This is a genomic window from Alteromonas gracilis, from assembly GCF_043642145.1.
Lineage (GTDB): Bacteria > Pseudomonadota > Gammaproteobacteria > Enterobacterales > Alteromonadaceae > Alteromonas > Alteromonas gracilis_B.
Genome location: NZ_JBHZRZ010000003.1, coordinates 469038 through 494478, shown reverse-complemented (window position 1 = coordinate 494478; position 25441 = coordinate 469038). Strand labels below are relative to the sequence as shown.

Below are 25441 nucleotides of genomic sequence, written 5' to 3'. Positions count from 1 at the left end.
TTAATTTTCGCGCGTGTTCTTGAACTGAATATCCGGATAACGCTCTTGCGCTAGCTGTAAATTCACCATAGTCGGAGCGATGTATGTCAGATTATCACCCCCATCAAGCGCAAGGTTTTGCTCGCCTTTACGGCGGAATTCATCAAGCTTTTTCTCGTTGTCAGAGTAAACCCAGCGAGCCGTACTTACGTTAATATGCTCATACAACGCGTCGACGTTGTATTCAGCTTTCAATCGGGCTACAACCACGTCAAACTGAAGTACACCAACCGCGCCCACGATTAGATCGTTATTCGCAAGAGGACGGAAAACCTGAACAGCCCCTTCCTCAGAAAGCTGAATAAGGCCTTTAAGCAGCTGCTTCTGCTTAAGCGGATCTTTCAAGCGAATACGCTTAAATAGCTCTGGCGCAAAGTTTGGAATGCCTGTAAAGCGATAGTTATCGCCTGACGTAAAGGTGTCGCCGATACGAATTGTGCCGTGGTTATGTAAGCCAATAATATCACCGGCATAAGCTTCTTCTAACAGTGAGCGGTCACCGGCTAAAAAGGTCAAGGCATCAGAAATACGCACGTCTTTACCTAAACGGCTGTTGCGCATTTTCATGCCTTTTTCGTATTTGCCCGATACGATGCGGCAGAACGCGATACGGTCACGGTGTTTCGGGTCCATGTTGGCCTGAATCTTAAATACGAAACCGCTGAACTTGCCATCGGTGCTCTCAATTGTGCCTTCTTCGGTGTCACGACCAAGAGGCTCAGGCGCCCACTCAACCAATCCATCAAGCATGTGGTCAACACCAAAATTACCTAGTGCTGTACCAAAGAATACTGGCGTTAACTGACCTTCTAAGAAAAGCTCTTGTTCAAATTCGTTTGATGCACCGCGCACAAGTTCAAGCTCGTCACGTAACGTTTCAGCAAGATCGCTGCCTACTGCGGTATCAAGTTCAGGGTTTTCTAACCCTTTAATAATACGTACATCTTGAATGGTGTGACCCTGACCGCTTTGGTACAAAATTGTTTCGTCGCGGTGCAAGTGATAAACACCTTTAAAGCTCTTACCACAGCCAATGGGCCAAGTGATTGGCGCACACAGAATATCAAGCTCGGTTTCTACTTCGTCAAGTAGCTCCATTGGATCGCGAATATCGCGGTCAAGCTTGTTCATGAAAGTTACAATTGGCGTATCGCGCAAACGGGTAACTTCCATAAGTTTACGAGTTCTGTCTTCTACACCTTTTGCGGCATCGATAACCATCAAGCATGAATCAACCGCAGTAAGCGTACGATAAGTATCTTCAGAAAAGTCTTCGTGCCCAGGGGTATCTAACAGGTTTACCAAATGATCACTGTACGGAAACTGCATAACAGACGTTGTAACCGAGATACCACGTTCTTTTTCCATTTCCATCCAGTCAGACTTAGCATGCTGCCCCGACTTTTTACCTTTTACGGTACCGGCAGTTTGCAGAGCGCGTCCGAACAACAATACTTTTTCCGTAATGGTGGTTTTACCCGCATCCGGGTGCGATATGATTGCGAACGTACGTCGCTTTTTAATCTCTTCTAGAAGCTTTTTATCTGACATCAATACTTATCTTCGTTATCTATTATCCCTGTAAACCAATTACTTACAGGCGCGTTTTATAACGGATAAGCAATGCCTTTCCGCGCAAATTTGGTATTGCGGTAAAACGCTTGATACGGCTTGGTAATTAATTGCGCGGATTTTAGCATTTTACGGCGCTTAACAGTAGAGTGAATTCGCGGTTTTGTTTTCTGTTTCGATTCAGCGCTTAAATCACTTTTGTACTTTATTTACAAAGTCCTGTGATATATTTTGGTCCTTGAAATGCGAAGATAAGAACAAGGAAGCAGTATGGGAAGAATTTTGATGACACTATTCATTTTTCTCATTTTCAATTACCCCGTCTTTGCCTCTGTAACGTTTAGCAACGTCAACTCTGAACTAGCGTTAAACCAAGCCGTTTTGTTTACTGTCAGTGACAACTCGAAGCTCGCTGGTGATGAATCATGGGTGAGCGACCCCAAACTGCTCAACAGAGCGCCTGAACAATACTTACACTTTAAAGTGACAGTAGACAATCAATTCAGTCGTCAAATACCGGTTTGGTTTTCTATTACTTTTCCAGCAATGAAGACCCTTTTAGTCTCTGATGGTACGACTTCATGGGAAACAGGTGACAGCTTTCCCTATAGCTCACGCCCTATAATGACACCCAATTATCACTTCCCGTCAATTTTACCCGCGTCTCGAACAACGGTTTTTAGCGGTTACATGACAGGTGAAATTCTTAGATATAATTTTTCCATCGCAACACCTGAGTATTTTAATAATGGTTATATGAAAGTGTTGCAACGGGACATGGCTTTCTTTGGTGCCATGGTCTTACTGACCGCGTTATGCCTTTTGGGATACTTCGCCAGTCGTAATTTGGTCTTTTTGAGTTTTGCCACCTTTATTTTTGCTACAACCTTTTGGTTTTTCCGCGTCTTCGGCTATGCGTTTGAAATACTGTGGCCAAATACACCAAATATGAACGATATCACCTATGCTATCAGCGTTTATGCGGTTTTGATCAGTGCCTTTTGGGTGATTTTTCAGACCTTGGCCCGAGAAAACCACAAAGTATTTGGCGCGACGACAATAAAAGTTTTTTGCGCGGCATTGCCTTTATTTGGCATTTTACTTTGGCAAACTCTAGGGTTAGACATTGCGTTAAAACTGCCACTTATTATCTTTTTCCCTTACATCCTGATTACGTGCACCGTGATTTATGTCGAGCATAAACGCGGTTCTGACAGAGCGAAGTGGCTGGCAGCCGCTATGTTACCAGTCACGTTTTGTGCACTTGTGCTTATTATTTCTGCACTTTTTACCGTCGATTTGTATCTTGACCCCATCACTACATTTATGACTGGCATAGTGATGACCTGCTTCTTTATGGTAGCTTTGACAGCAAAGTATGTTGTAAAAGTTATGCAACGAGAAAGGGATGCGCAAAAGCAAACGGCCTTTTTGAAAAGTGAACAAGCATCAAAGTTAGAAGCTCTAGTGAGGGAGCGTACACTAGCTCTTGAGGAAACTAACAAAACACTTGCTGAGTTGGCATCTAAAGACAGTTTGACCGCGCTTCCTAACCGTCGATTTCTCGACTTATTTATAGACAACTCCTTTGATAGCAACCTACATGACTTTGACACCCTTACTATCGCAATGTTTGACTTGGATCACTTTAAAAATATCAACGATACGCTTGGTCATGACGCAGGAGATGAGGTACTGAAAGCGGTTGGTTCAGTGCTTGCGCCACTCAACAGCAATAACCAAGTTGCTGCGCGCTACGGCGGTGAAGAATTTGCTGTGGTAAGGCGTATTAACGCGCTTGACGGCATTTTATCAAATAGCGTGGATGAATTTGCCCAGTTACTTAGGGAAGTTCACGCAGCCATAAACAGTCTTGCCATAGACGCTATGGGTAAGAGACAGCTCGGTGCCTGTATTGGTTGGACAGTATGTGAAGGCTCCGGCGATATTGCTGAAGCCTTCAGACGCGCTGATAAAGCACTTTACGAAGCCAAGCACAAAGGGCGTAACTTAATTGTTAGCGCCGTACCTCAGTCCCACGCAGGTGAAAAATCAGGGTTTGCTTGACGATCGCCGCAGTCTAGTGCATCAATTTTTGCAACGTCTTCAGCATCCAGTTTAAGCTCGAGCCTTTGAAATTAGTTTCAAGGTTTTTGCGCTTTGTTGACGAAGGAATGGTAACTAGGCCGTGTGCCAATTCCCATGCCACAACCACTTCGGCAGCACTTACGCCATGCTTTTCAGCAATAGCAATAATAGTATCGTCTTTTAATACCTTACCGACTGCAAATGGCATATAGCCAGTTACGGTAATACCGTGCTTGTCACACGCTTCACGTACTTTTTCATTAGTAAGGTAAGGATGCACTTCCACTTGGTTTGTGGCGATAACACCTTCACCTAGAATGCTTACCGCTTCTTCAATTTGCGCAACAGTAAAGTTTGAGATACCAATGTCTTTGGTTAGCCCCATTTCTTTAACGCGCAGTAGCTCGCCCAGATACTCTTCCATGCTTTCACCATTTTCTGGCGACGGCCAGTGGATGAGTAAAAGGTCAACATACGACAGCTGAAGCTTGGCTAAGCTCTCTTTTACACTATCTACAAAGCCCGCTTTGTTCAGCTTGTCGTTCCATACTTTAGTGGTTACGAACAACGCTTCGCGCTCAACTTCGCTATCTTTGATAGCGCGACCTACCGCTTCTTCGTTTCCATAGATTTGCGCTGTATCTATATGACGAAAACCTACCTCAAGTGCCATGGTCACACTGTTGTATGCTTCATCGTCTTGTAAACGAAATGTGCCTACACCTAATGAAGGTATTTTAGACGGTGACTGATTTACGTTTGGCATGTTGCCTCCTTGTCGATTTTCGTTAATCATGAAATTGCGGTAACACGTACTCTGCTATTCGTTGCATTGCAGTTTCAACAGATTGTGTATTACGCCTGAAATGCAGACCGATGTGATTTACACCCGCTTCTTTTATTGCAAATTTTTGTGTTAGCTTTCTTTGATAAGCCCGTTTACGCCAGTTTCAACCCAAAAACGGTGGCGTTTTATTGGCGCTTCGTCGCTTAAGCAGCCGCACGTTTATCAAGGTGACCACTGAAGCGCGTTACCAGTAATGCTGCAACAGAGATGAGTGCGCCAATCCAAGCAGTATCAGATAGCTGCATTCCGTCGACAATTGCCCCGCCTAAAATAGAGCCAACAGCAATACCTATGTTAAATGCCGCAATATTAAGACCAGAGGCAACATCGACCGCATTTGGCGTGAACTTTTCGGCAAGCTGGACCACATAAACTTGAAGCCCAGGCACGTTTCCAAAAGCAAAAGCGCCCCACACGAGTACTGTAATCACTGCGGCCACTTTACTTCCCATGGTAAATGTCAGCGCAAACAAAATAAGCGCTAATGCAGAGAAGATAATACTTAGTGCGCGAATAGGCCCTTTTTTGTCGGCCAGCTTTCCACCGTAGATATTTCCCACAGCCACAGAAACGCCATACACCAACATAATGAGGCTAATAGCCGAAGGTGCGAAGCCAGCTTCTTGCTGTAAAATTGGCGCAAGATACGTGAAGGCTGTGAAGGTGCCGCCATAGCCAAGAATGGTCATTAAATACACCAACACCAAACGAGGCTGAACTAGCATTTTCATTTGCTCACTTAACGTAGCTGGCTTACTTTGCTTTAAATTATTAGGCACCAACAGCGCGCTGCCAATTAAAGCTATAGTACCAAGCGCTGACACCACCAAGAATGTTGCTCGCCAGCCGAAGCTTTGACCAATCCAAGTGCCAAGCGGCACGCCAGTTACCAAAGCTACAGTCAGTCCAGTGAACATGATGGCAATAGCACTGGCTTCTTTCTCTTTCGCTACTAGGCCCGTAGCAATGGTAGAGCCAATAGAGAAGAATACACCGTGGGCCAAACCAGTAAGAATGCGAGCCACAATCAAACTCTCGTAGCTAGGCGCCTGCCATGCAAGCAAGTTGCCCGCTACAAACAGCGCCATAAGGCTTAACAGCACATGTTTTCTGTTCCACTTTCCGGTTAACGCTGTTAGCACGGGTGCCCCCACTGCCACCCCAACGGCGTAAAGACTTACTAGTAAGCCTGCGCTGGGCAGTGTTACGCCGAGATCAGCGGCGATGGTAGGTACCAAACCAACAATAACGAACTCGGTCGTGCCAATAGCGAACGCACTCAACGTTAGTGCAAATAATGCAATAGGCATTTTGTTTATCCTCACAAAAGTAACTTATGTTATGGGTGTCGTTAATGACCGCCCTTTAAGCCCAATGAAAAATACGGTTCATATGAGCCACGCTTAAAGTGCGCACAGTTTGACGATAAATTTATTTGCAAAAAACAGCACTAATGACAAAATACTTTTGTTAAATATGAAAATATTGGGTGCGACATGCCAGTTTCATCAAAAACAGAAGATTTAGAAGCATTTCTAACGGTTGTAGATACGGGGAGCTTCTCGAGCGCCGCCAATTTACTTAACCAACAAGTTGCAAAGATTAGCCGCGCGGTAACGCGACTTGAAGATACATTAAAAGTCACTTTGTTAAATCGAACCACCCGCAGACTTGAGCTAACCGAAGAGGGCGAGCTTTTCTTGCACTACGCAAGAGATGGCTTGAACGTGTTGGAAAAAGGTGAAGAGGCCCTGCGCTTGTTGCACCACTTACCATCAGGGAAGCTGAGAGTTGATGCCGCTAGTCCGTTTGTCTTTCATCAGCTAGCACCTTTGGTGGGTGAGTTTTGCCAAGCCTTTCCCGACATCACCTTAGATATTACGAGCCACGACAGTATTATTGATTTGTTAGAGCACAAAACCGACATTGCCATACGCATTGGTGATTTAAGCGATTCTAATTTGCACGCCAGGCGCTTAGGTAAAAGTAAACTGCACATTGTGGCTAGCCCACAGTATCTAGCGCAGTCTCCTATATCAGGCGATGCGAGTTCGCTAAACAACCACAGACTGATTGGTTTTAGTGACTCGCCAGCGTTGAACAAATGGCCAATTACGCAAGAGATCAATTTGCGCTACAGCCTTCGCGCGTCAAGCGGTGAAACGATTAGGCAGCTTTGCCTTGCGGGGCAAGGTATAGCATTACTTTCTAATTTTATGGTACATAAAGATATTAGCGATGGCGCATTAGTTCCCATATTTTGCGACGATATAATTAGCCCTAATCGCCGAGAATCAGTACAAGCGGTTTATTACAAAAACAGCGCGGTGTCGTCGCGAATATCGGCTTTTTTAGACTTCATACAGCCCAGGCTCACGCTTTAAGCCGAGTTTACCTGTAATGTAAAGTGCCGTTCGTTACGAAGTTGGTTAGGGCCGATTAGCGCGGCCTTTCCCTAGAATCTTTTTTAGCGTGCTGTCTGGCAGGCCATTAACGATAAGTGCAGCAATCATAAGAATTGCGCCGGCCATTACCATAGGAAGCAACGTTTCGTTTAATATCACCACTGAACTCACATAGCCAACAATAGGCGTAAGTGTACTTATTAATACAATTCTATCGGGCGGAAGTTTTGGACCCGCAGCCACCATTAAACCGAACCCAAGCCCAGTTGCAACGGGCCCAATGTATGCCAGTAACAACCAGTCACCGATGTCGTACGCGCCAAAGTTCGGTGTAGGCTCTACCATTAACGCAATGGCTAGCATGGCGAAACCTGCAATGGTGAATTGCCAGAACACAGCCTCAATCACGCTACCTTTCCACTTGTGAAAGGATACGCGTCTAATTGCCACTGCCCACAATGCCGATGCGAGCAACATACCAAATAAAGGTAACCAAGCGCCTGGCTGACCCGAGGCAAATAAAATCATCGCGCAACCAATGGTTGAAATGCCAGTAAGAATAAGTCGCTTCGAGGGTGGCTTTTGCTTATACCACAGCGTATCTATCAACAGCATCCACAGCGGCGTGGTGTAAATGAGTATACTGGCAGTCCCTGCGGGTATAAATTGAAGAGATACCGTTATTAGTCCCATCGACAAAATAAACTGAAAAAATGCGACGACGAAAACCACAGAGCGATCTTTGCGGTTTAGTACTGGCAAACGCTTTTTGGTGATAAGGACGAATAACGCAAGGACGGGAAGGCTCAAAAGAAAACGTAAACAGACCATCCAAACTGGACCAACGATTTCAAGCCCGACTTTCATGCCAGGCCAATTTAGCCCTAAGCACAGTACTGCAACTAAAAGCATTTTTATACCTTTAGACTGCTCTTTTCCTGCCACCAATGATGAAGACATGTGATAAAAAATCCAATTACAAGAAATGCGTTGAGGGAAAACTCCGCCGCCTGCTCTGATGAATGTAGACAGGGAAATTTACGGGCGCAAATATAAGTGAATTTACGTGGGATTGAAACCTCACCTACCCGTTTTCGAGTAAATTTATCGACCAAATGGTCAAGTTTTTCATTTAGCTTGGAAACAATAGTATACGGGGCAATCGTTACTATCAATGTGGGTGTGAGATACCGAATATAACTGTAGGTCTTCGAGGTATTAATGTGTTCTACAAGTAAAGGGCAACAGAGAGCAGTTTACGTTGGCCTTTCTCTATTTTGCTTACACTTTGCATGTACTTATCTAGACGGAAAAAGAAGAGTTTATAGAGCAGCGGACTTTGTCCACTTCATAATTTTTGCGTTTTCTTTCCCCGTACCGTTAGAGCCACCTTCTGTAGGCTGTGTAGTGTAATAATTTTTGCGCGTCTCTATATGTTCAAACCCTGAACTCTCGTACAGCTTTATAGCATTGTGGTTACTCTCGCGTACCTCTAACCACATTTCGTTCATACCATTTAGCGAGGACTGATTTTTTACGAACTCTACCAACGAGCGGCCTATTCCCTTTCCTCTACAACTGCCATCAACAGCAATATCCATTAGGGTTGCTTCATCTACCACTTCAAGCACAATGGCATAGCCAATAACTTCTTGCCCGTGAAACGCGAAAACACCGTAGTAAGGTTTGGTGAAACAGTCTGCAAATGTAGTTGGCTTCCAAGGTACTACTTGTGCCCGTTCGTGAATGCCATGCGCAAGCGCGATCTGCGCTTCAAAACCTTCTGAAGGTACAATTTTTAATTTTACAGTCACCACTATTGCTCGCTGCTGGTAATATCATCACTATTAACACGACGTCCAGCACTTATCAGCTGAGCCCATAGCTCACGCTTTTGTGTGGAAGTTAGTTTAAGCGGTGCTGCAGGCAATACAATAGCTGCCTCGCTTACCGATATAACTCGGCCGATCATAATCGTATTTGCCCAGCTTGACGGTATACCCAACTGCACGCAGGCAAGCTGCAAGTCTTTCAACCATTGTTGAGACTTCGCTTTTTGTTCGGCACTTAACACAATACCTTCTGGCGATGCTGGCAGTGAAGACGACGCACTGGCTGGGGCGGATGTTGATGCTTTATCAACCTTTGGCTTCTCATTAACTTTTGAACTGCTGCCCATATTTGCACGAAGTTGAGCGAGTCGAGACTGCTTTTCTTCTTTTGAAATAGGTGTAGACGTAGGTTGAGGGCTCGGTGCCTGCGAGAAACCGTTGCTCTGGTTATTTGCTCCACCAGTTTGTGACGACAAACTCTGAGATGAAGGCGTAGCTGAACCCGCATTTTCTTTTAACTTCGCGTCATACGCTTCTTTTGAAATCCAGACAGGTATTCCAATTTCTTGAAGCACAGCCTGCTGATAAGAAGTTAATGACATTTCATCTACCCTTTTCTTTTAAGGTTTATCGCAATCCCAACGTTGCTTGTGCGCAGTTTACTAGAACTACAAGCGCGATTGAATAGCCATAAACTATCTATTATCGCCGTGGTTTAGTGCGGCTACCGCAAAACTTAAAATTATGAGTAAACTCGTAGAATAATCATTAAGGCTTTTAAGCTAGGAGTAGGATAAAAAGCGATTAGGCTTTGTGTTTCTTAATTTTCGAACAAGAACGTTCGTTAGAAGAGAAAGTGGCAGGGGTGGAGGGACTCGAACCCCCAACCATCGGTTTTGGAGACCGCTGTTCTACCAATTCGAACTACACCCCTAGCGCGCTGTGCATTATACGGATGACATTAAAAAGGTAAAGCCTTTTTATTGCTCCTACACACTGCATGCTTAATTAACACGCAATGCGCTGTTTTTTCATTCGAAAACCGTACTTTTCAATTCGGTATCGTGCTTTTTACCTTTTTCAAGCGCGGCAAACCACAAGTCATTGGTTACCTCTACTATATCAACATGCAGCTCAAAGTTTTTTACTGCATAGTTTTCATCTATGTTCATCACACTGGCATAGTGCTTCACTAGGTCAAGGCTTGACGCCTTGCTTAACTTATTTATCAAACCACAACTTGCTAAGTCGAAATAGCGGTTCCCCATGGCCGCATATTCCCAATCAATAACCTTTAGTTCATTGTTGGGAGTAAGCATCAAATGGTTAATAAGCAAGTCGTTATGGCAAAGCACGTAATCTTGGTCATTTTGCTCGCTTTGGATAACATTACTTCTAAGCGCTTGAGCTTTTTTAAAAAGAAAACTGTCTTCATCTAGCGCTGCTGCTTTTATGTAGTGTTGCCACCTAGCTGCTAACTCAAGTGGTCGCGCAGTTACTGGCAACTGATGAATAAGGGCAAGGGCTGTAGCTAACTGCTTAGGCGTTAGCTCAGGATTAGACGTGTTTTCCAGCCATTGTTCAACCCAAATGGTTTCGTCATCGCTTAGCCATAAAGGCTGTGGTGCTATACCTAACTTAAATAGCTGTTGCTGTAGGGCAAATTGATGAGCTCGATTTACGCCACTAAAGTCATCGTTCCCCATCCACTTTACCGCGAAGTCGCGAGAAAATTCATCACTTAGTTGCTTGTTTACAACGTTATCTTGTACGCGATAAACATGATTTACCGCGCCAGAAGGATGCTGTGAAACTTGAATATTGTCGCTTAATCTAAGCGCTTTTTGCACCCTGGCGATGATATCCAACTTGTTCACCTTGTTTTTTGTACTGCATTAGCCACTGGTAATAACCAAAAACAGCAAAGCCTACGTAACCTAAGAACAAACAAGCAGACAGTGCATAGCCAACTTGTAAATACAAATATGCAGAAGCTAAATTGATAAAAAACCAATATACCCAATTTTGCAGAATTTTGTGTGCCACCATAAAAGTGGTAACTACACTCAATAAATTAATGCTTGCATCTAATAGTAGGTACTCACTATTAAACTGTGAGCCTGCCACTTCAGACAAACCCCATGCAAGAAGTAGCATACTGGGAACTATGACCGCATGTAGCCACAAAGGCCAGTGGCGAACAGGTTTAACATCGCCGTTCTCAGCGCCTTTCGACCACTGATAATACCCATAGCCAGCCATAACCATATAAAAAAAGTTAAGGGCAGACTGGAAAGGTAATGTCACTTGCCAAAACAACCACGTGTAAATGGCCGTACTGACAAATGCGCATAGCCAACACCAGCTATTTTGCTTAGCGGCTAACAGTACATAGGCAATGGCAAGCACTACCGCCACCCACTCTAACAGCGAGGTGGCGGCTATTTGTGACGTAAATTCAGAAAAGAAACTAGCCATTAAGACGACTTTCTAGCTTGCATGGCATCAAAGTTGAGAAATTTAGCGACAAAAATAGCCTGCCCTACTTCCTCGTGCGTTCTTTGCATTTCTTCTCCAAGCACTTTCATTACCTCAGCGTACTCGCCGGTAACTTGCGTGCTAGTTGAACTTGTTGACACCGACAGTTCACTATAGCTGTTTAGCCTATCAATAAACGTTTGAATAGGCGGAATATACTCGTTCACCAAAGGGTACAACGACAGTTCAACCATAACTTGCATGCTAGTTTCCTCTTAAATTAAAACGCGTATTTCACGGTAACGCCGAACTGGCGACCATTACCCAATTGGTAGTAAGGTTCATCAAATGCATACTCATCACGAGGGTCGTTGCTAAAACCACCAAATCCACGGGTGTAGTACTCACGATCAAACGCATTTTGAACCCAAAGCGACGTTTGCCAATCACCGTGTGAAACAACAATTTCAGAATTTACCAATGTTGTACTTGGTGACGTTACATCGTGACCGTCAGAGAAGCGATATTCACTTTTGTAATCGACATCCACACGCCACATTACCGTATCTGTAAGTGCGTACTCACTATAAAAATTAGCAGTCCATTTAGGTGACTGAGCCTGCCTTTGCTCTGAAACTTCTGTACCGTCAGCAAGCGTATATCCCTCGAAGGTCGCACTTAAGTAACCTACACTGGCATCTAATGTCCAAGCATCACTTGCGAACCAACGTAGCTCAAGTTCTGCACCTTTGTTTGTGCCTAAATCAGCATTATCAATAATGTCTATAAAACTCGAAGAGCCATCTTCACGTGTAACTACATCGAAATCACTAACTTGGGTGTCTTTTCGATCCATGTAAAAAAGGGCAGCACGTGCTATAAGCTCAGGCGTGAACAACGGGCCTTTAACCCCTATTTCGTAGTTCCAGTTGTATTCTTCATCGAAGAAACGTTGCTCGTCGTTCACACGGCTATCGGGGTTGAAGCCTGCCCCTTTAAAGCCCCGAGAAATACTGCCGTAATAGAAATGTTCACCTTGAGTGTATTGAAGTGCGACTTTCCCACCTACCATAGTCGTGTCGAATGAACGCGTTAGCAGATTGTTGTCAGCATAGTCAAAATCGTAGTTTTCTAACCTTAAGCCTGCTACTAGCACAAGGTTGTTGCTTAAGCGACTTTCAGTTTGCGTGTAAAGCGCTGTGGTCGTTGGCGCATATTCACTAGCAAAATCATTATCTAAGTAGGTGTACTGACGTAGTAGTTTTTCTTCCGTGCTTTTATAAAACACACCTACTGTCCAATCTGTCATGCCATTAAATAATGCTGCATCGTCAGATGATACAAAACGAACTTCGCCAGTTTGCGTTTCTACATCTCGATAATACGCATCGAAAGAGGTATAGCCTGAGGGATGAAAACCAGTGAATGTCCAATCTTCATCATATCCATAACCAATGTTATGAGATGCATGTGTTGCAATAACAATAAGATCGCCCGCCGATGTAGTGGTTGTAGAACGAGCGCTTACTGCGTGGGTTTGGTGCTCATCAAAACCAGGTTCATCAGATAGCGTTCTATTATTGTTATCTAATGAAAATGCATCATAACCGTTATCGATATCAAACCAACGGTAAGCTAGGGCTAATGTTGTTCTATCATCTACCCTGCCTTCTACAGCAACTCGTAACGCCGTTTCATCAATGTTGTTGGTGTCGTCTCTGCCTAAGAACGTGTTTTCAACAAAACCATCACTTCTATTGTGTACCAGCGCAACGCGGTACCCCCAGTCTGAATTAATGTCGTCTCCCGTTGCGCCTTCAACGCGGTAGCTATCTTTATTTCCAACACGGGCTTCAACATATTTAGGAGCATCGCTGCCAACATCGTTACTAGAGAGTTTTACTGCACCAGCAAGCGCCCCTGTGCCGTACAAAGTCACTTGTGGACCACGATAGACTTCCAACTGCTTTGTATCAAAGATAATACCCGCAGCAGCCAAACCAGAGAAATCAAATTCATCAACGATAAAGCTAACTGAAGGGTTAATCGGTTCTGCAAATTGACTGCGTTCACCGATACCACGAATTTGGACAAATCTGCCGCGAGAAGCGCCTGCTGCAAAGTTTACGTTGGGAATACTGTTAAGTACGCTATCGATATGACTTGGTTGGCGACTGCGAAGACGTTCTTGATCTAATATCGTTGCGCTTGCGCTTAGCTGATCAAGGGTGGTTTGTCTGAAGTCTCCCGTTACGATAACACGCTCTATATTTGAAGATACGTTATTCGAATCATTGCTTGTGTTTGACTGTTGAGCGTAAGCCGCAACTGAACTTGCTAGCAGGGAAAGCGTGAAAAGTGTTTTATACATGGGATCTCTTGTTCTTATTGAAGAAAAAAGATCCGGGTCTAACGGCAGGTGATAAGGCTATATTGTGAACCATCCCTACGCCGGTATTATCCGGATCAGGTTTAAGGGTTCCCACGAATGTGGATCTCAGACCGAAAACGGACACCCCTTGGTATTGTCGAGACTTTAACTTAAGGCCCCAACATCTGCGACGGAGTCTACCAGTTCGATACACGCCGTCAAGCAGATAACACCTTAAGCTAACTTCATATTTTTATATGCTATATAACGCTAAGCGCTTACTGCTACGCTTCGTTAGTGTTCATATTTAAACGACGCACTTCATCGTCAGTTTGTGCCTTTAGCCCTTCTAGCGTTTTACCGTGAGCGGTTGGCTGACGTGAGTCTGGGTCAACCTTTACAAATACTATATCGTCGGCGAAACAAATGGTCTTTTTAGTTGCCTTGTTGCGCACTAAACAACTCACAGTAATCGAAGTGCGGCCAACGGCCTTGGTTTCTAAACCGAACTCAACTATATCGCCCTGCATCGCTGGTGATTCAAAACTGATTTCACCAATGTGCTTAGTGACCAAGCAGTTTGTCTCTAGCTGACAAATAGCCCAAATTGCGGCTTCTTCGTCTATCCATTCTAACGCGCGGCCACCAAATAAAGAGTTGGCATAATTAAGGTCATTTGGCATTACTAAACGCCGAGAAAGAAAGCGCATTCGAATTCCTCATAATAAATCGCTACTATAGCGTTAGATTATACCGAAAAAACTGATTCATGGCGCTACCTCAATTACGTGATTGGCTTTTAGCCCCTTACAGTGAACACCACTCGCATTCAACTATCCATTTTCATCGAAGAATGCTTATTGTTTCTGGGAAAGATAAATTTTGTGACACCACTGTCATTGATATACACAAGTATGCAGCTGAGTCCTCAGATTTAACTGTTACGCTTTTCACCGGCGATAAACTAAAGGGCAAGAACAGAAAAAAGGTGCTTGGCAGCGAGAGTGATATTGCGATTCTAGACTGCCGCGGCTTGTTTAAACCCGGTGATGTAATGGCGGTTTCGGGTACCGTGAAACAAGGTGGTTGTTTAGTATTAATTTGCCCTACGCTTGATACGTGGCCACAAAACGTACCCGTATCGTTCGTTTCTCACGGGTTTACACTAGACTATAGCCGCTATCTTAATCGGTTTATCAAGCGTTTACGTAACGACACAAACGTTGCATTTCTCTCTGAAATGTTAAATCGGCTACCCAGCATACAACACTATAAAGTTGACAATAAATCACAAGAAACGTATCGAGGCTCGCTATTCCAATCACAAGAGCAGGAACACGCATACAGTCAGCTATGCCAAGCTTACTCTCTTCAAAAACTTAATGCGGTAGTCACAGCACCTCGAGGTCGCGGCAAATCTTCTTTATTAGGCTTGTTTATTCAAAAACTTTTAAGGGACGGTAAACGGGTTCTATTAACAAGCGAGCTGTTTGAAAATGTGAAGAATGTTATGGCACGTATTGACGAGCATGGCTACGCAGACGGTTTGGCAACAGAAAGCTCGGGCAAGTCAAACAAGCTAAGCCACCAAGCCAGAAGCCCTCAAGAGGGCTTTGTCAAATGGGTACCACCCGATAGCGAGCTGCTTTATAACGCAGGTTCAGATGAGAAAAAATACGACATTATTATCGTGGATGAAGCCGCGTCCATTCCGCTACCCGTTGTATCAAACATTATTACTCACAATAGTCAGTGGATTTTGAGTACCACTATGCTGGGTTACGAAGGCTCCGGAAGCGGTTTTTTGCACAAACTAATGCCGAGGTTACACAATGTATCGCTTTTTCTTGAACTTACGACGCCATTAAGATGGTTTGAAAACGACCCTATCGAAACATTTTTCAACCAAACATGCTTATTTGAAACGGAAAATTCTGATAATGAAACAAGCTTACCTGCACTAAACAATGCGTTTTCTGAAAATGCAAAACCATCTAAACAATACACAAATGCGCTTGCTGAAGACTGGAGTTTTACAATTTCATCGTTTGAAGACATTAGTGAAAGCGCTCTAGTGCAAGTTATGTCACTGTTATCTCTTGCCCATTACCAAACTACCCCTGACGATTTTATGCGCTTAATGGACAGTGCTGACATTTTAATCGCTACGCTTATGAGTAACGACCGTGTAGTTTGTGCCGCGGTTATTAATATTGAAGGTGCTAAGCAACTTGAAGGCATTGCCGTCGCCATAGCGGCAGGCAAACGTCGACCAAAGGGCCATTTAGGTGCGCAAAGGCTAACATTACTCTCTGCCAACCCAAATGCTGCTACACACCAATATTGGCGAATTAATCGTATCGCGGTAAATACTGCAATTCAAAGCAGGGGCATAGGTAGCAAGCTCATTGAAAAAATAGTGTTTGAAGCCTACAAACATAACATAGACGGGCTTTGCACATCTTATGGAACGACGAGAGCGCTTGATAATTTTTGGGCGCGCAATAAATTTGAAATTGTCGACTATGGCCGTAAACCTAATAAAGCTAGCGGCGAAACAAGCGCGCTAGCCGTACTACCTCTTAAAAGCAAGGTGAAGTCACTGGTGGCTGACCTAATAGCCCTTAGAGATAGCTTTACGAGTACAATGACGATTACTCACTTACCTAACATAGTAATTGATGTCTACGACAAGAAGTTATTGGAGTTTACCAGCGCGACGCGCCCCTTAGATGATGTGTTACCCATTCTAAATAAAATAGCCTGTCAGGCTGGGTCAACTAAAATTAAAAGTAATGTCCCCAGTGCTTCAAGAGAGGCTAGAAAGAGACTATTACTCGTGGCTGAGCTATTTAATCAGCAGCTGGAACTAAAAGAAGCACTAAAATGTTCAAATAAAACTATTGAACCGCTATTTGAAGTGTTAAAGGCAAACGGCATAAAAGACGCTACGCAATTGTTACGAAACGATCTGAAGTCTGTATACAGTAATTAGGAAAGAAACACCGTTGGCATTAGGGGCGAACACATTCTCAAAATCAATATGAAAAGTGTCAACGCTGTTTAGGATGGGTCAAATGCATAAAAAAAGCCTCCTAGTGGAGGCTTTTTAGCAAAATCCGGATATTAAATGCTAATACCGCGGTTTTTCGCTTTTTCCTTAATATAAGGTTCCCACGCTGCAGCGTTGCGGCGTAGTGAGCGATCTTTCTTAGCTTCTTGTACGTGTCTGTAGGCAGACTTAAAGTTACCTGCATAGAAGTTCGCTTCCATAAGAGTGAAGTGAATCTTCTCTGGGTCTTCAGCGCCACGTTCTAGAGCATTTTCTAGAGCTTTAATTGCGCCTTTATAGTCTTCAGCTACTAGCAGAAGTGTACCTTGCTTACGATAGTGCTCAGGGTCTGAACTTTTAGCAGCAGCTTGTGCATACATATTAGCTGCAGTTTTGAAGTTCTTCGCCTGGTGATAGGCATTAGCAATACTCGCTAGCATATCAGCATCATTCTTCAACAAACCCTCTTTCATGTGCTTTTCAAGCATTTTAGCTGCTTTGTAAGGCATGCCATTGCTTTGATAAAGCTGTGCAAGGGTTTTAATCTCAGAATCTTTCTCAAGATAGCCTTGGATGTAAGCCATCTCTAGCGTAGAAAGTGCTTTCTTATAGTCTTCCACTAAGATGTAGAAAAAGCCCAAACGTGACCACCACGTTTTCTCTTGCGGGAAAGTTCTTACAAGATTTTCCGCAACAGCAACCGTTTCTGGGTACATCTTACGCTCGTAATAAGAAGTAAGCTTCAGTACATACGGGTTTTTGTTTGGCTCTTCAAACAAAGCAATAGCTCTGTCTGCTGGCTCAACCATCTTATCTAATTGCTTAGACTCATAGTAGGCCTGAGACAAACGTGTATATACGTCCGGATCTTCTTTACACGTGAAGTCCATCCACTGATTATACCATTTTACGGCATCAGTGTACTTTTCTTCCTGCATGCTCAAATCACCTAGAAGTTTAAGTGTTTGAGAGTGCTCAAGGTCGTTTAACACTTTTGGCTGTACAGATTCAACCAAGTAATTATACGCTTTACCGCCTTGACCTTCTTGCGCAGCAAGTAAGTTACCGATGAAACGACTTACGTATGCTTTATCGAAATCGTCAGATGCGTCGATTTCGTAAAGAATATTAAGTGCTTCATCAACTTGATCTTCATTGTAGAATTCAAACGCTTTTTGAACTTTCTTACCGGTACGCTCACCTACTAGCGTTGTCTTTCCCTTTTCATATCCAGGACAAACAACAGGTGATGACTGCGCTAGGGCAGCCGGTGCTGAAAGCACCGCACTTGCACCTAGCACCAAAGCAACGGCTGACATTTTGAATGAACGTTTCATCATGATCATTGCTCCAGTTTAAAGTCAAGCTGGACGAACATGCCAGGCTGTTTTACTGGCTTGCCATCTACAATCTTAGGCTTGTATTTCCACTTACGTAGAGCACGACGTGCTTCACGGTCGAATACGCGCTTAGGTTCAGCTTCAATAACTTCGATATCTTCAACACCACCAACTTCGTTGATAGTGAAAGACAGTCTAACCCAACCTTCGCGGCCGTCGCGGGCTGCATCAGGTGGATATTTCGGATCGATACGAACGATAGGTGTTGCTTCACCGTCACGTTGCATTGCACCAACACCACCAATGTTTACACCCACACCACCTGTGTCGATAGCAGGAATAGCTAAGCTAAAGCCATCTGCATCAGGTTCCGCAGTTTCCGGCTCTACTTGCTCCATTTTCGGAGGCTGTGGAGGCGGAGGCGGCGGTGGTGGTGGAACACGAGTACGCGTCTGCGTCTGGTCGTCTGGTTCCTGCATTACAATATCGATAACCGGTGCAGGCGGTACTTCGTCTGCTGGTCTAGATGAGTTTTCAATCAACTTAGCCATTAGAACGAAAAGGGCAAATGCAACACCAGCACCTAAAAGTATAGATACAATTATACGTAACATCTTATCCCCTTGCCGCTACCGAGACTCGGTTAACGCCAGCGGCTTTAACCTGATCCATAATCTCAACTACCAAACCATGCTTCGCTTTAACATCAGCTTGAATGATTACGTAGTCAGTAGGCTGCTCGGTAAGCAGTCTTTCAATATTCGCTCTTACGCTGTCCGGCGAAACTTCACGCTTGTCTAGCCATACATTTCCGTCTTCAGTTACAGCGATGAAAATGTTTGCGTTTTTGTGAAGAATTGCCTGGCTCGCATCTGGCTTGTTGACTTCGATCCCTGCTTCTTTAACGAAAACAGTGGTAACGATAAAGAAGATCAGCATGATAAACACGATATCCAACATGGGCGTCATGTCGATCTGTGCATCTTCTTCCTCGGTTCTGACTTTTCGAGCCATAATCTCTCTCTCTAATGATGTGGCAGGCTATCAACTAGCCCTTCTCTTGCCAGCTTCACTTTCGCTTCAAGACGTGAACTGATAAACAGTCCAGATAGCGCGGCTACCATTCCCGCCATTGTCGGGATAGTTGCCATAGAGATACCAGCCGCCATTAGACGAGCGTTGCTGGTGCCCTGTGTTGCCATTGTCTCGAAAACACTGATCATACCGGTTACTGTTCCAAGTAGACCGATTAGTGGACACATTGCAATAATGGTTCTAATAATCAGCATTCTAGCGTTTAGGTCGTCTGACGCTTGAGAAATCCACGCGTCACGGATTCTATGCGCATACCATGATGTGGTATCTGCTCGGGCATCCCATTTAGCGATGATGTTTTTCTTCACTTTTGGGAAGACCGAGGTTAAATACCAGTAACGCTCAATCATTAATACCCACATGAGAAAGAGCGCGGCAGCAACGAAGTAAAGTACGTCACCGCCGGTAGCGATAAAGTCCCTGACCGATTCGAATAATCCAATCAGGTAATTCATATTACGCTTTCTCCGACTCTGAGTGAGCAGCTACGATACCCGCAGTTTGCTCATCAAGAATGTGGATGATTGACTTGCTACGAGAAGCTACGATGCTGTGAGTAAGGATTAGAGGCAGTGCCGCAATAATACCCTGAGCTGTAGTTACAAGAGCCATTGAGATACTTCCTGCCATCATACGTGGGTCACCAGTACCGAATAGTGTGATGGTTTGGAACGTCTCAATCATACCAAGTACTGTACCAAGTAGACCTAGTAGAGGAGCAATCGCTGCGAAGATCTTGATTACATTGATGCCGCTTTCAATTCTTGGAAGCTCGCGAAGAATCGCTTCATCAAGTTTAAGTTCAAGGTTTTCTGCGTCAGCAGTTTTGTTCTCTTGGTAAACTTTAAGGATACGACCAAGAGGGTTACCTTCAGATGGGTTGCTCACGTTCTTAAGCTGTGAACGCATTTTTCCACCAACGATTGTTAGCGTAATCATTTTGTAGATACCAATTAGAAGGCCAACAGCAAGCATTAGCGTAATTGTGTAACCTACTGGACCACCAGCGTGGTAACGCTCAGACATAGTCGCTTTCTGCTTCAATAGACCAAGGATTGCACCTTGAGACGGGTCAGCATAGAAAGGAACGATACCTGAAGACGTGTCGATTAGTTCGTCAGCAGAAGCTACGAAGTGACCATCTGGTTGACGACCAAGAGGCTGAACAACTTCAGCTTCAGCGTCATACGCTAGGTAACCTGCTTCACCAACAAGGTTGAATGTACCAACACGAACAACTTCTTGCTGTGAAGAGCCACCGTCAAGATTTACAACTTCTGTTGTAAACTTAACTACTTCACCGCCTTCAGTCATTTCTTTTTGAAGTGCAAACCATAGGTCTTCTAGTTCTTTAATGTTTGGAAGACCTTTTGAGTCTTCAGACATTTCAGCTAGGAACTGACCACGGCCAGGGAATTGAGCACTAACGATTGACGTAGAGATACGACCGTAAGCTTCTGATGACGCTTGACGTACCACACCGAACATCTCACCAAGAGTACCAGTTGCCTGGTCTAGCTCAGCGGCTTTCTCGTTTAGCGTAACTTCGTTGTCTGAGAATTGCTTCTGTAGACGGTCACCACGAGCTTGTTCAGCTTTAAGGTCTGCTTGTGCTTTGCGAAGAAGTGCTTGTTTGTCAGCACGTGCTGATTGGAACTCAGCTTCGCGTTGCTTATCTAGGCGAGCTTCAGAAACACGGTTCTGTTGAACCTGATCTAGAAGGTCTTTCAGGCTCTTTGCTTCCTGAGCCTGCGCTCCGGTTGCTGCAACTGCAACTGTCGCAGCGGCTAAAAGAGATTTGAATACTGGTTTCATTAACAATTACTCCGCTGCGCTAATTGGTAGTTTAATCAGATCCGCAGGAATGACGTTGTTAGCCATTTTAACTGCGTCAACAACTGAAGACAGATACTCGTCACCCAGTTTTTCCCATGCGCGGCTTTCGTTGTTCCATACCCAAGCGTGAGTTTGGTCTAGAGAAAGTGCAACTAGCGCCGTACGACCTAGGTTAAAGAAGTCAACAGTAACTTCTGTACCTGCGTCGTCGATAGTACCTTGGTAAGAATTGATCTTAGTACCATACTCAACTTCTACTAGGTAAGCTTCTAGTACCTGACGAAACTGCTCAGAAACAGTAACGTTAGAGTTAGCCATAAGGTCGCGTAGACGCTCAACACGAGCTAGACGCTCATCTAAGTGAATTGGACGGTCTAGCTTGATGAACTGCTCTAGGCTGTCAATCATGCGGAACATAAGAGGAACGATGCCCTGCTTAGTTTGTTCGATGCTGTCGATTTGACGCTGCAACGAGTCGATACCGCGTTGCTGGTCAGCAACAAGGCTAGCGATGTAATCGTTGTAGATTTTAAGGTTTTCTGTCTCATCTACTGTTTGACGATACTCAACAAGTAGTTCTTGAGACTGTTCAAACAACGTATTGATTTTTTCTTGAGATTTCGCTGCAGCCGCGTGGATTTTCGCTTCTTCTTTATGAAGATCTTCAAGCGTATCTGCAGAGACTGCGCTACCTGTTAGTGCGAATGCACCCATAACAGTAGAAGCAATAAGAGTTCTCTTGCTCATTTTGGACATAGTTCCCAACCAAATTTCTTATTTGAATCCTCGCCGATAGGAAAATATTCGGGCAAGGGGCGTATAAAACTTTCACAATTTTGTTTCAGGAATGTAGTACAGACGTCAATTGCCAGTACTACGAACCTATTATAGTCACATGGAATGTTACGTTTAGTCAAGTAACACACTGTTTACACCTAATAGATTTCATACTTCCTGCTTGTTTTGTGCGCATTTTTTGTGTGCTGGCTAATTTAAATTAGAAGCAGTTAACAACAATTGTCTTCATGTTATGCCTTAATCGATTAACTTCTATTCAAGAAGGCAATTAACCAACATCAATCACTTCTTTTCGTAAAACACTTCGTTACGGCCACGCTTACTTTATTCACTACCTTAATTTAACGAATTACAAACCAAATACTAAAAAAAGTAGAGTTTCAGTAATGAATAGAAGGTAGTGTTTAGATTCATGTTAATTACCTCACCTCAATCAATGATAAAGGCTACATAAGTAAACGCGTTTAATTGGAACGTTTGTTTTTAGTGATTTTGCCTATCGCTTAGGTAGAAAAAAGCCCCTGCAACAATGTTGCAGGGGCTTTAAAGCTACACGTTTTTAGCTATGGATATCTTCGTTTTTAGAAAGCCATCGTTAGCGTGAAGCGATATGTACGACCTAATACATCATAGTGAGCAGGAAGCGTGTTACCCGCATTGTAATCAGTAGCCGCAGCCTGACCGCCTACTACTGGCGGCGCTTTGTCAAACAGGTTGTCTACACCAAACGCCAAACGCGCATAATCAGTCACCTGATAATTAGCGAATAGGTCGAAGTAGCTGTAAGAACCAATTTGTCTAAACGGTTCGAACGTAGTAGCAACAAGACTCTCTTCACGCTCGATATCGCTTAGGTAACGCCACATAAGTGACACCGAGTAGTCGTCGTAGCTCCATGTTGCACGATTAACCGAGCGAGTTTTATGTTGCGGGTTACAGTTAGGACCATAAAAGCCATTGCAATCTATGATATCTGAGGTTGGTGCACTTAGCCTTTCAGCCTCTAAATAATGGTTTACATTACCATTTAGGCTTAAGTTGCCGTATTCACCGATATCGAAGTTAAAGTTATAAGTTGCTTCAATACCACGCGTGCGCAACCAAGAAAGGTTGGTGGTAAACGTTGAAATACCCGAACCATCTAATAGCAGGCCACCACCAACACGTGTGATTTGGGCACATTGATCAAGGTTACCTAGTACATAACAGCCGTCTAAGATCTCTTGCGGGCTGTTTTCACTGATGTATCCGTCTACGTCAATGTCGTAATAATCTACAGACAATAGCGCAGAGGTTGCCCAGCTAACTTCAGGTGTAAACACGAAACCAGCAGTAAAGGTTTTCGCAGTTTCTTCATCAGGAAGTGCGGCAGGGTTAGAACCAGAGAAGGTGTTAATTTGGCCCTCGATGATGTCTTCAACCTGACCAACTTGGCTCTCAGTCATGCCTGTAGCCACACAAAGAGCACGTAAATCAGCATCACCTGCTAGTGCAGTTGCATTTGCTACCGAACAAGGGTCTAAGTCTGCGTTATCAAGTGACGTTGTTGTAGGTGCGAAAAGCTCACCTACGTTTGGAGCACGTGTTGCTTGCTGGTTCATTACACGAACAAGCAGTTCGCTGCTTGGACGCCACGCAAGACCTAGTTTCCATGCACCAACATCACCAACCGTATCAAAGTTTGAGTGACGGTAACCGAATTCTAGCTCAAGTATTTCAGCAAATGCCGCGTCTTCTACAAGCGCAAATCGACCTTCACCGTAAAGTTCGTTAACTTTGAAACTACCGCCTACTGGCAGCGAGTTACCACCTGCACCACCTAGACAGCTAGAAGGCGCCAATTTCAAACACTCGTCAGGCGTAAAGCGTGAAAGGTCTTCGCGGTACTCGTAACCGAAGCTCATTGAAAGAGGCGTGTCAGCAAATGGAGAAACGAAGTTCTCGATTGGACCGTCGATGTTCGCCATAAACACGCGCTGTTGGTACTCGGTACGAGAAAGCGCAGTCGCTGACGCATAGCCAGCCATTTCTGGCGTAATTGTGCCAAAGCCACCAAAGATGTTAAGCGGAACACAGCCGTCGCCACCTGTCAAACAACGCTCTGTATCTACTGCATTAAGTGCGTTAGCGATGTTGTCAACGTTGGTGTAGCCTGCAAAGGTATTTACACGGTTAGTCTCACCGTGCTGGAACGACACATCGTATGCCCACTCATCGGTAATAAAACCTTCCATACCTACCAAAATCTGGAATTGGTCAGTATTAAACTCTGTTGAACGTGGACCTAACTCCAGCGTACGACGGAAGAATGTGGTACGCATACGGTCTTCAGCATCTACAACGCCGTTGCCGTTCACGTCTGTCCAAGTAAGTGGAAGACCTGATTCAGCTGCAATTGCGTTTTGCTCATTAAGACCATCGATATTTTCGTTTGCCGCTGTAATAAATGCCGAACGCGCCGCGTCACTCATAAAAGGATTAGCTAGCGGAATATCAAATACGCTACCGAAAATACCAGAAGGCGCTACTTGTTGACGAACGCTGGTGTTCGTGAACGTAATGGTTGAGTAGGCTGTATGCTCGTCGCTAATATCATAGTGACCCATTGCTGTTGCAGACCAACGCTTTGCCGGCGTTTGGTAGTAGTTGAATGGGTTAAAGTTAAACGCACTACATGTATCGCCGTTCACCCATGTTCCGTCATCACGGAACTGACCGTTTGCACCTGGCACACCAGGAATTTGCATACGAGTTGGCATTGTTGTACCTGAACCACCACCTGGAGCAACAACGTTAGGCGTTTGGTCACCACAGTTAGCTGGTGGAGCCACAGGTGGAGTGCCATCTAAAAACTGCTGAAAGTTTGCACCTGAAGCTGTTGAAATACCGTAATTACCTAGGTCACGCTGGCCGAGTAGTAGCGGGTCACGGTCAAGCCAGCTAGCGGAAACAACGGCATTACCACGATCGCCGTCAAAATTACCACCTACAGTGAGTGAAATATTTTTCGTTTGCGCATCAGCTTGATCAGTACGCGAGTGTGAAATTTCTAACTCGGCACCTTCAAAGTCATCTTTAAGTATAACGTTGATTGCACCTGAGATTGCATCAGACCCGTACACCGCTGACGCACCACCAGTCACAATATCGACATTTTTAATAAGGGCTGTTGGAATAATTGAAGTATCAACTTCACCTTCATTATTGTAAGGCACAAGACGCTTACCGTTCATCAAAACAAGGTTACGGTTTTCGCCTAAACCGCGCAAGTTAACTGTTGCCGCACCGCCCGAACCGTTGTTAACGCTACTGTTATCACCTGGAATAACACCAGGTAATAAACGTAAAACACGTTCTAGTTCAGGTTGCTGCAACTGCTCAATCTGTATTTCGCCTACGGTTTGAATTGGGCTGGTTGAAACTGCATTTGGGCTACGGATACGAGAACCCGTGACTTGGATTTTTTCGACTGACTCTTCTGCTGCACTATCTGGTTCTTGGTTTTGCTGTGCCATCACAGGTGTTGCAAGTGCAAATGATGTTGCACCGACTACACCCGCTAACTTTACTGCTAAAGCCAACTTAGATGTTGTAAACATGTGTTGTCTCCCTGTGCCATTGAATTTTTCAGTGGCCCTTTTTGTCGTTATTGTCACTTTATTATGTCTGAAGTAGAAACTTCAAAAAT

General features: G+C 44.4%; 20 protein-coding genes, 1 tRNA gene, 1 pseudogene and 1 riboswitch. Of the genes and pseudogenes, 3 read left to right on the top strand and 19 right to left on the bottom strand.

From position 1 onward, the window contains the following. Positions 1-1590, bottom strand: coding sequence for a peptide chain release factor 3 (gene prfC / locus ACHUFN_RS09135; protein ID WP_394222040.1), 1590 nt, complete (start codon positions 1588-1590; stop codon positions 1-3). A gap of 291 nt (positions 1591-1881) precedes the next feature. Here prfC and ACHUFN_RS09130 point away from each other — a divergent pair, with 291 nt between their 5' ends. Further along, complete coding sequence (locus ACHUFN_RS09130) at positions 1882-3678, top strand: diguanylate cyclase (RefSeq protein ID WP_394222039.1); 1797 nt, start codon at positions 1882-1884, stop codon at positions 3676-3678. On the opposite strand, the pseudogene dkgB reads toward ACHUFN_RS09130, so the two are convergent. Further along, positions 3642-4465, bottom strand: a pseudogene (gene dkgB, locus ACHUFN_RS09125) (2,5-didehydrogluconate reductase DkgB). The gene ACHUFN_RS09130 and the pseudogene dkgB overlap by 37 nt on opposite strands. Positions 4466-4689: 224 nt before the next feature. Continuing rightward, positions 4690-5856 (bottom strand): MFS transporter, encoded by a 1167-nt coding sequence (locus ACHUFN_RS09120; RefSeq protein WP_394222038.1) that lies wholly within the window; start codon positions 5854-5856, stop codon positions 4690-4692. A 186-nt stretch (positions 5857-6042) separates the two neighbouring features. Between ACHUFN_RS09120 and ACHUFN_RS09115 the strand changes: the two genes are divergently transcribed. Beyond that, complete coding sequence (locus tag ACHUFN_RS09115; protein WP_394222037.1) at positions 6043-6930, top strand: LysR substrate-binding domain-containing protein; 888 nt, start codon at positions 6043-6045, stop codon at positions 6928-6930. A gap of 45 nt (positions 6931-6975) precedes the next feature. Here the strand turns inward: ACHUFN_RS09115 and ACHUFN_RS09110 are convergent, their stop codons facing one another. The 9 genes from ACHUFN_RS09110 to ACHUFN_RS09070 form a co-directional block, all read right to left on the bottom strand. Continuing rightward, on the bottom strand, positions 6976-7911 hold the full coding sequence (locus ACHUFN_RS09110; protein ID WP_394222036.1) for a DMT family transporter: 936 nt from the start codon (positions 7909-7911) through the stop codon (positions 6976-6978). 362 nt (positions 7912-8273) lie between these two features. Beyond that, positions 8274-8768 carry a ribosomal protein S18-alanine N-acetyltransferase gene (gene rimI, locus ACHUFN_RS09105; protein ID WP_394222035.1) on the bottom strand — a complete coding sequence of 165 codons (495 nt, stop codon included), beginning with the start codon at positions 8766-8768 and terminating at the stop codon, positions 8274-8276. Further along, on the bottom strand, positions 8768-9385 hold the full coding sequence (locus ACHUFN_RS09100) for an alanine acetyltransferase (RefSeq protein ID WP_394222034.1): 618 nt from the start codon (positions 9383-9385) through the stop codon (positions 8768-8770). The genes rimI and ACHUFN_RS09100 overlap by 1 nt, the downstream gene beginning before the upstream one ends. A 255-nt stretch (positions 9386-9640) precedes the next feature. After that, a tRNA-Trp gene (locus ACHUFN_RS09095) sits at positions 9641-9717 on the bottom strand. A gap of 97 nt (positions 9718-9814) precedes the next feature. Next, positions 9815-10651, bottom strand: a complete 837-nt coding sequence (locus tag ACHUFN_RS09090; RefSeq protein ID WP_394222033.1) for a phosphotransferase — start codon at positions 10649-10651, stop codon at positions 9815-9817. Then, on the bottom strand, positions 10617-11261 hold the full coding sequence (gene pnuC, locus ACHUFN_RS09085; protein WP_394222032.1) for a nicotinamide riboside transporter PnuC: 645 nt from the start codon (positions 11259-11261) through the stop codon (positions 10617-10619). The genes ACHUFN_RS09090 and pnuC overlap by 35 nt, the downstream gene beginning before the upstream one ends. After that, positions 11261-11524 (bottom strand): YkoF family thiamine/hydroxymethylpyrimidine-binding protein, encoded by a 264-nt coding sequence (locus ACHUFN_RS09080; RefSeq protein WP_394222031.1) that lies wholly within the window; start codon positions 11522-11524, stop codon positions 11261-11263. Before ACHUFN_RS09080 ends, pnuC begins: the two co-directional genes overlap by 1 nt. Before the next feature lie 17 nt (positions 11525-11541). Next, positions 11542-13632 (bottom strand): TonB-dependent receptor, encoded by a 2091-nt coding sequence (locus ACHUFN_RS09075; protein ID WP_394222030.1) that lies wholly within the window; start codon positions 13630-13632, stop codon positions 11542-11544. A gap of 55 nt (positions 13633-13687) precedes the next feature. Then, a riboswitch (TPP riboswitch) is annotated at positions 13688-13791 on the bottom strand. 125 nt (positions 13792-13916) lie between these two features. Next, positions 13917-14342 (bottom strand): acyl-CoA thioesterase, encoded by a 426-nt coding sequence (locus ACHUFN_RS09070; protein WP_394222028.1) that lies wholly within the window; start codon positions 14340-14342, stop codon positions 13917-13919. A gap of 59 nt (positions 14343-14401) precedes the next feature. Between ACHUFN_RS09070 and ACHUFN_RS09065 the strand changes: the two genes are divergently transcribed. After that, entirely contained in the window at positions 14402-16627 is a 2226-nt protein-coding gene (locus tag ACHUFN_RS09065; protein WP_394222027.1) for a tRNA(Met) cytidine acetyltransferase TmcA domain-containing protein, read from the top strand. Between the two features lie 131 nt (positions 16628-16758). On the opposite strand, the gene ACHUFN_RS09060 is transcribed toward ACHUFN_RS09065, so the two are convergent. The 7 genes from ACHUFN_RS09060 to ACHUFN_RS09030 all read right to left on the bottom strand — a co-directional run bounded on the left by ACHUFN_RS09060 (position 16759) and on the right by ACHUFN_RS09030 (position 25352). Then, positions 16759-18024, bottom strand: a complete 1266-nt coding sequence (locus tag ACHUFN_RS09060; RefSeq protein ID WP_394222026.1) for a hypothetical protein — start codon at positions 18022-18024, stop codon at positions 16759-16761. A 2-nt stretch (positions 18025-18026) separates the two neighbouring features. Beyond that, the gene (locus ACHUFN_RS09055) at positions 18027-18638 is read right to left on the bottom strand and encodes an energy transducer TonB (RefSeq protein ID WP_014948704.1); all 612 of its coding nucleotides are present in this window, start codon (positions 18636-18638) and stop codon (positions 18027-18029) included. A 1-nt stretch (position 18639) separates the two neighbouring features. Further along, positions 18640-19038, bottom strand: a complete 399-nt coding sequence (locus ACHUFN_RS09050) for an ExbD/TolR family protein (protein WP_394222025.1) — start codon at positions 19036-19038, stop codon at positions 18640-18642. An 11-nt stretch (positions 19039-19049) separates the two neighbouring features. Then, positions 19050-19574, bottom strand: a complete 525-nt coding sequence (locus tag ACHUFN_RS09045; protein ID WP_394222024.1) for a MotA/TolQ/ExbB proton channel family protein — start codon at positions 19572-19574, stop codon at positions 19050-19052. A 1-nt stretch (position 19575) separates the two neighbouring features. After that, a complete protein-coding gene (locus tag ACHUFN_RS09040; RefSeq protein WP_394222023.1) occupies positions 19576-20934 on the bottom strand; it encodes a MotA/TolQ/ExbB proton channel family protein in 1359 nt (452 codons plus the stop codon). 6 nt (positions 20935-20940) lie between these two features. Next, positions 20941-21702, bottom strand: coding sequence for a DUF3450 domain-containing protein (locus ACHUFN_RS09035; RefSeq protein WP_394222021.1), 762 nt, complete (start codon positions 21700-21702; stop codon positions 20941-20943). A gap of 632 nt (positions 21703-22334) precedes the next feature. Next, positions 22335-25352 carry a TonB-dependent receptor domain-containing protein gene (locus tag ACHUFN_RS09030; protein ID WP_394222020.1) on the bottom strand — a complete coding sequence of 1006 codons (3018 nt, stop codon included), beginning with the start codon at positions 25350-25352 and terminating at the stop codon, positions 22335-22337. Positions 25353-25441 lie beyond the last annotated feature (89 nt).

Bases quoted from the DNA above. Each gene is read 5' to 3' on its own strand.
- prfC (WP_394222040.1), bottom strand. From the start codon at position 1,590: ATGTCAGATAAAAAGCTTCTAGAAGAGATTAAAAAGCGACGTACGTTC.
- ACHUFN_RS09130 (WP_394222039.1), top strand. From the start codon at position 1,882: ATGGGAAGAATTTTGATGACACTATTCATTTTTCTCATTTTCAATTAC.
- ACHUFN_RS09120 (WP_394222038.1), bottom strand. From the start codon at position 5,856: ATGCCTATTGCATTATTTGCACTAACGTTGAGTGCGTTCGCTATTGGC.
- ACHUFN_RS09115 (WP_394222037.1), top strand. From the start codon at position 6,043: ATGCCAGTTTCATCAAAAACAGAAGATTTAGAAGCATTTCTAACGGTT.
- ACHUFN_RS09110 (WP_394222036.1), bottom strand. From the start codon at position 7,911: ATGTCTTCATCATTGGTGGCAGGAAAAGAGCAGTCTAAAGGTATAAAA.
- ACHUFN_RS09100 (WP_394222034.1), bottom strand. From the start codon at position 9,385: ATGTCATTAACTTCTTATCAGCAGGCTGTGCTTCAAGAAATTGGAATA.
- pnuC (WP_394222032.1), bottom strand. From the start codon at position 11,261: ATGGCTAGTTTCTTTTCTGAATTTACGTCACAAATAGCCGCCACCTCG.
- ACHUFN_RS09080 (WP_394222031.1), bottom strand. From the start codon at position 11,524: ATGCAAGTTATGGTTGAACTGTCGTTGTACCCTTTGGTGAACGAGTAT.
- ACHUFN_RS09075 (WP_394222030.1), bottom strand. From the start codon at position 13,632: ATGTATAAAACACTTTTCACGCTTTCCCTGCTAGCAAGTTCAGTTGCG.
- ACHUFN_RS09070 (WP_394222028.1), bottom strand. From the start codon at position 14,342: ATGCGCTTTCTTTCTCGGCGTTTAGTAATGCCAAATGACCTTAATTAT.
- ACHUFN_RS09065 (WP_394222027.1), top strand. From the start codon at position 14,402: ATGGCGCTACCTCAATTACGTGATTGGCTTTTAGCCCCTTACAGTGAA.
- ACHUFN_RS09060 (WP_394222026.1), bottom strand. From the start codon at position 18,024: ATGATGAAACGTTCATTCAAAATGTCAGCCGTTGCTTTGGTGCTAGGT.
- ACHUFN_RS09055 (WP_014948704.1), bottom strand. From the start codon at position 18,638: ATGTTACGTATAATTGTATCTATACTTTTAGGTGCTGGTGTTGCATTT.
- ACHUFN_RS09050 (WP_394222025.1), bottom strand. From the start codon at position 19,038: ATGGCTCGAAAAGTCAGAACCGAGGAAGAAGATGCACAGATCGACATG.
- ACHUFN_RS09045 (WP_394222024.1), bottom strand. From the start codon at position 19,574: ATGAATTACCTGATTGGATTATTCGAATCGGTCAGGGACTTTATCGCT.
- ACHUFN_RS09040 (WP_394222023.1), bottom strand. From the start codon at position 20,934: ATGAAACCAGTATTCAAATCTCTTTTAGCCGCTGCGACAGTTGCAGTT.
- ACHUFN_RS09035 (WP_394222021.1), bottom strand. From the start codon at position 21,702: ATGAGCAAGAGAACTCTTATTGCTTCTACTGTTATGGGTGCATTCGCA.
- ACHUFN_RS09030 (WP_394222020.1), bottom strand. From the start codon at position 25,352: ATGTTTACAACATCTAAGTTGGCTTTAGCAGTAAAGTTAGCGGGTGTA.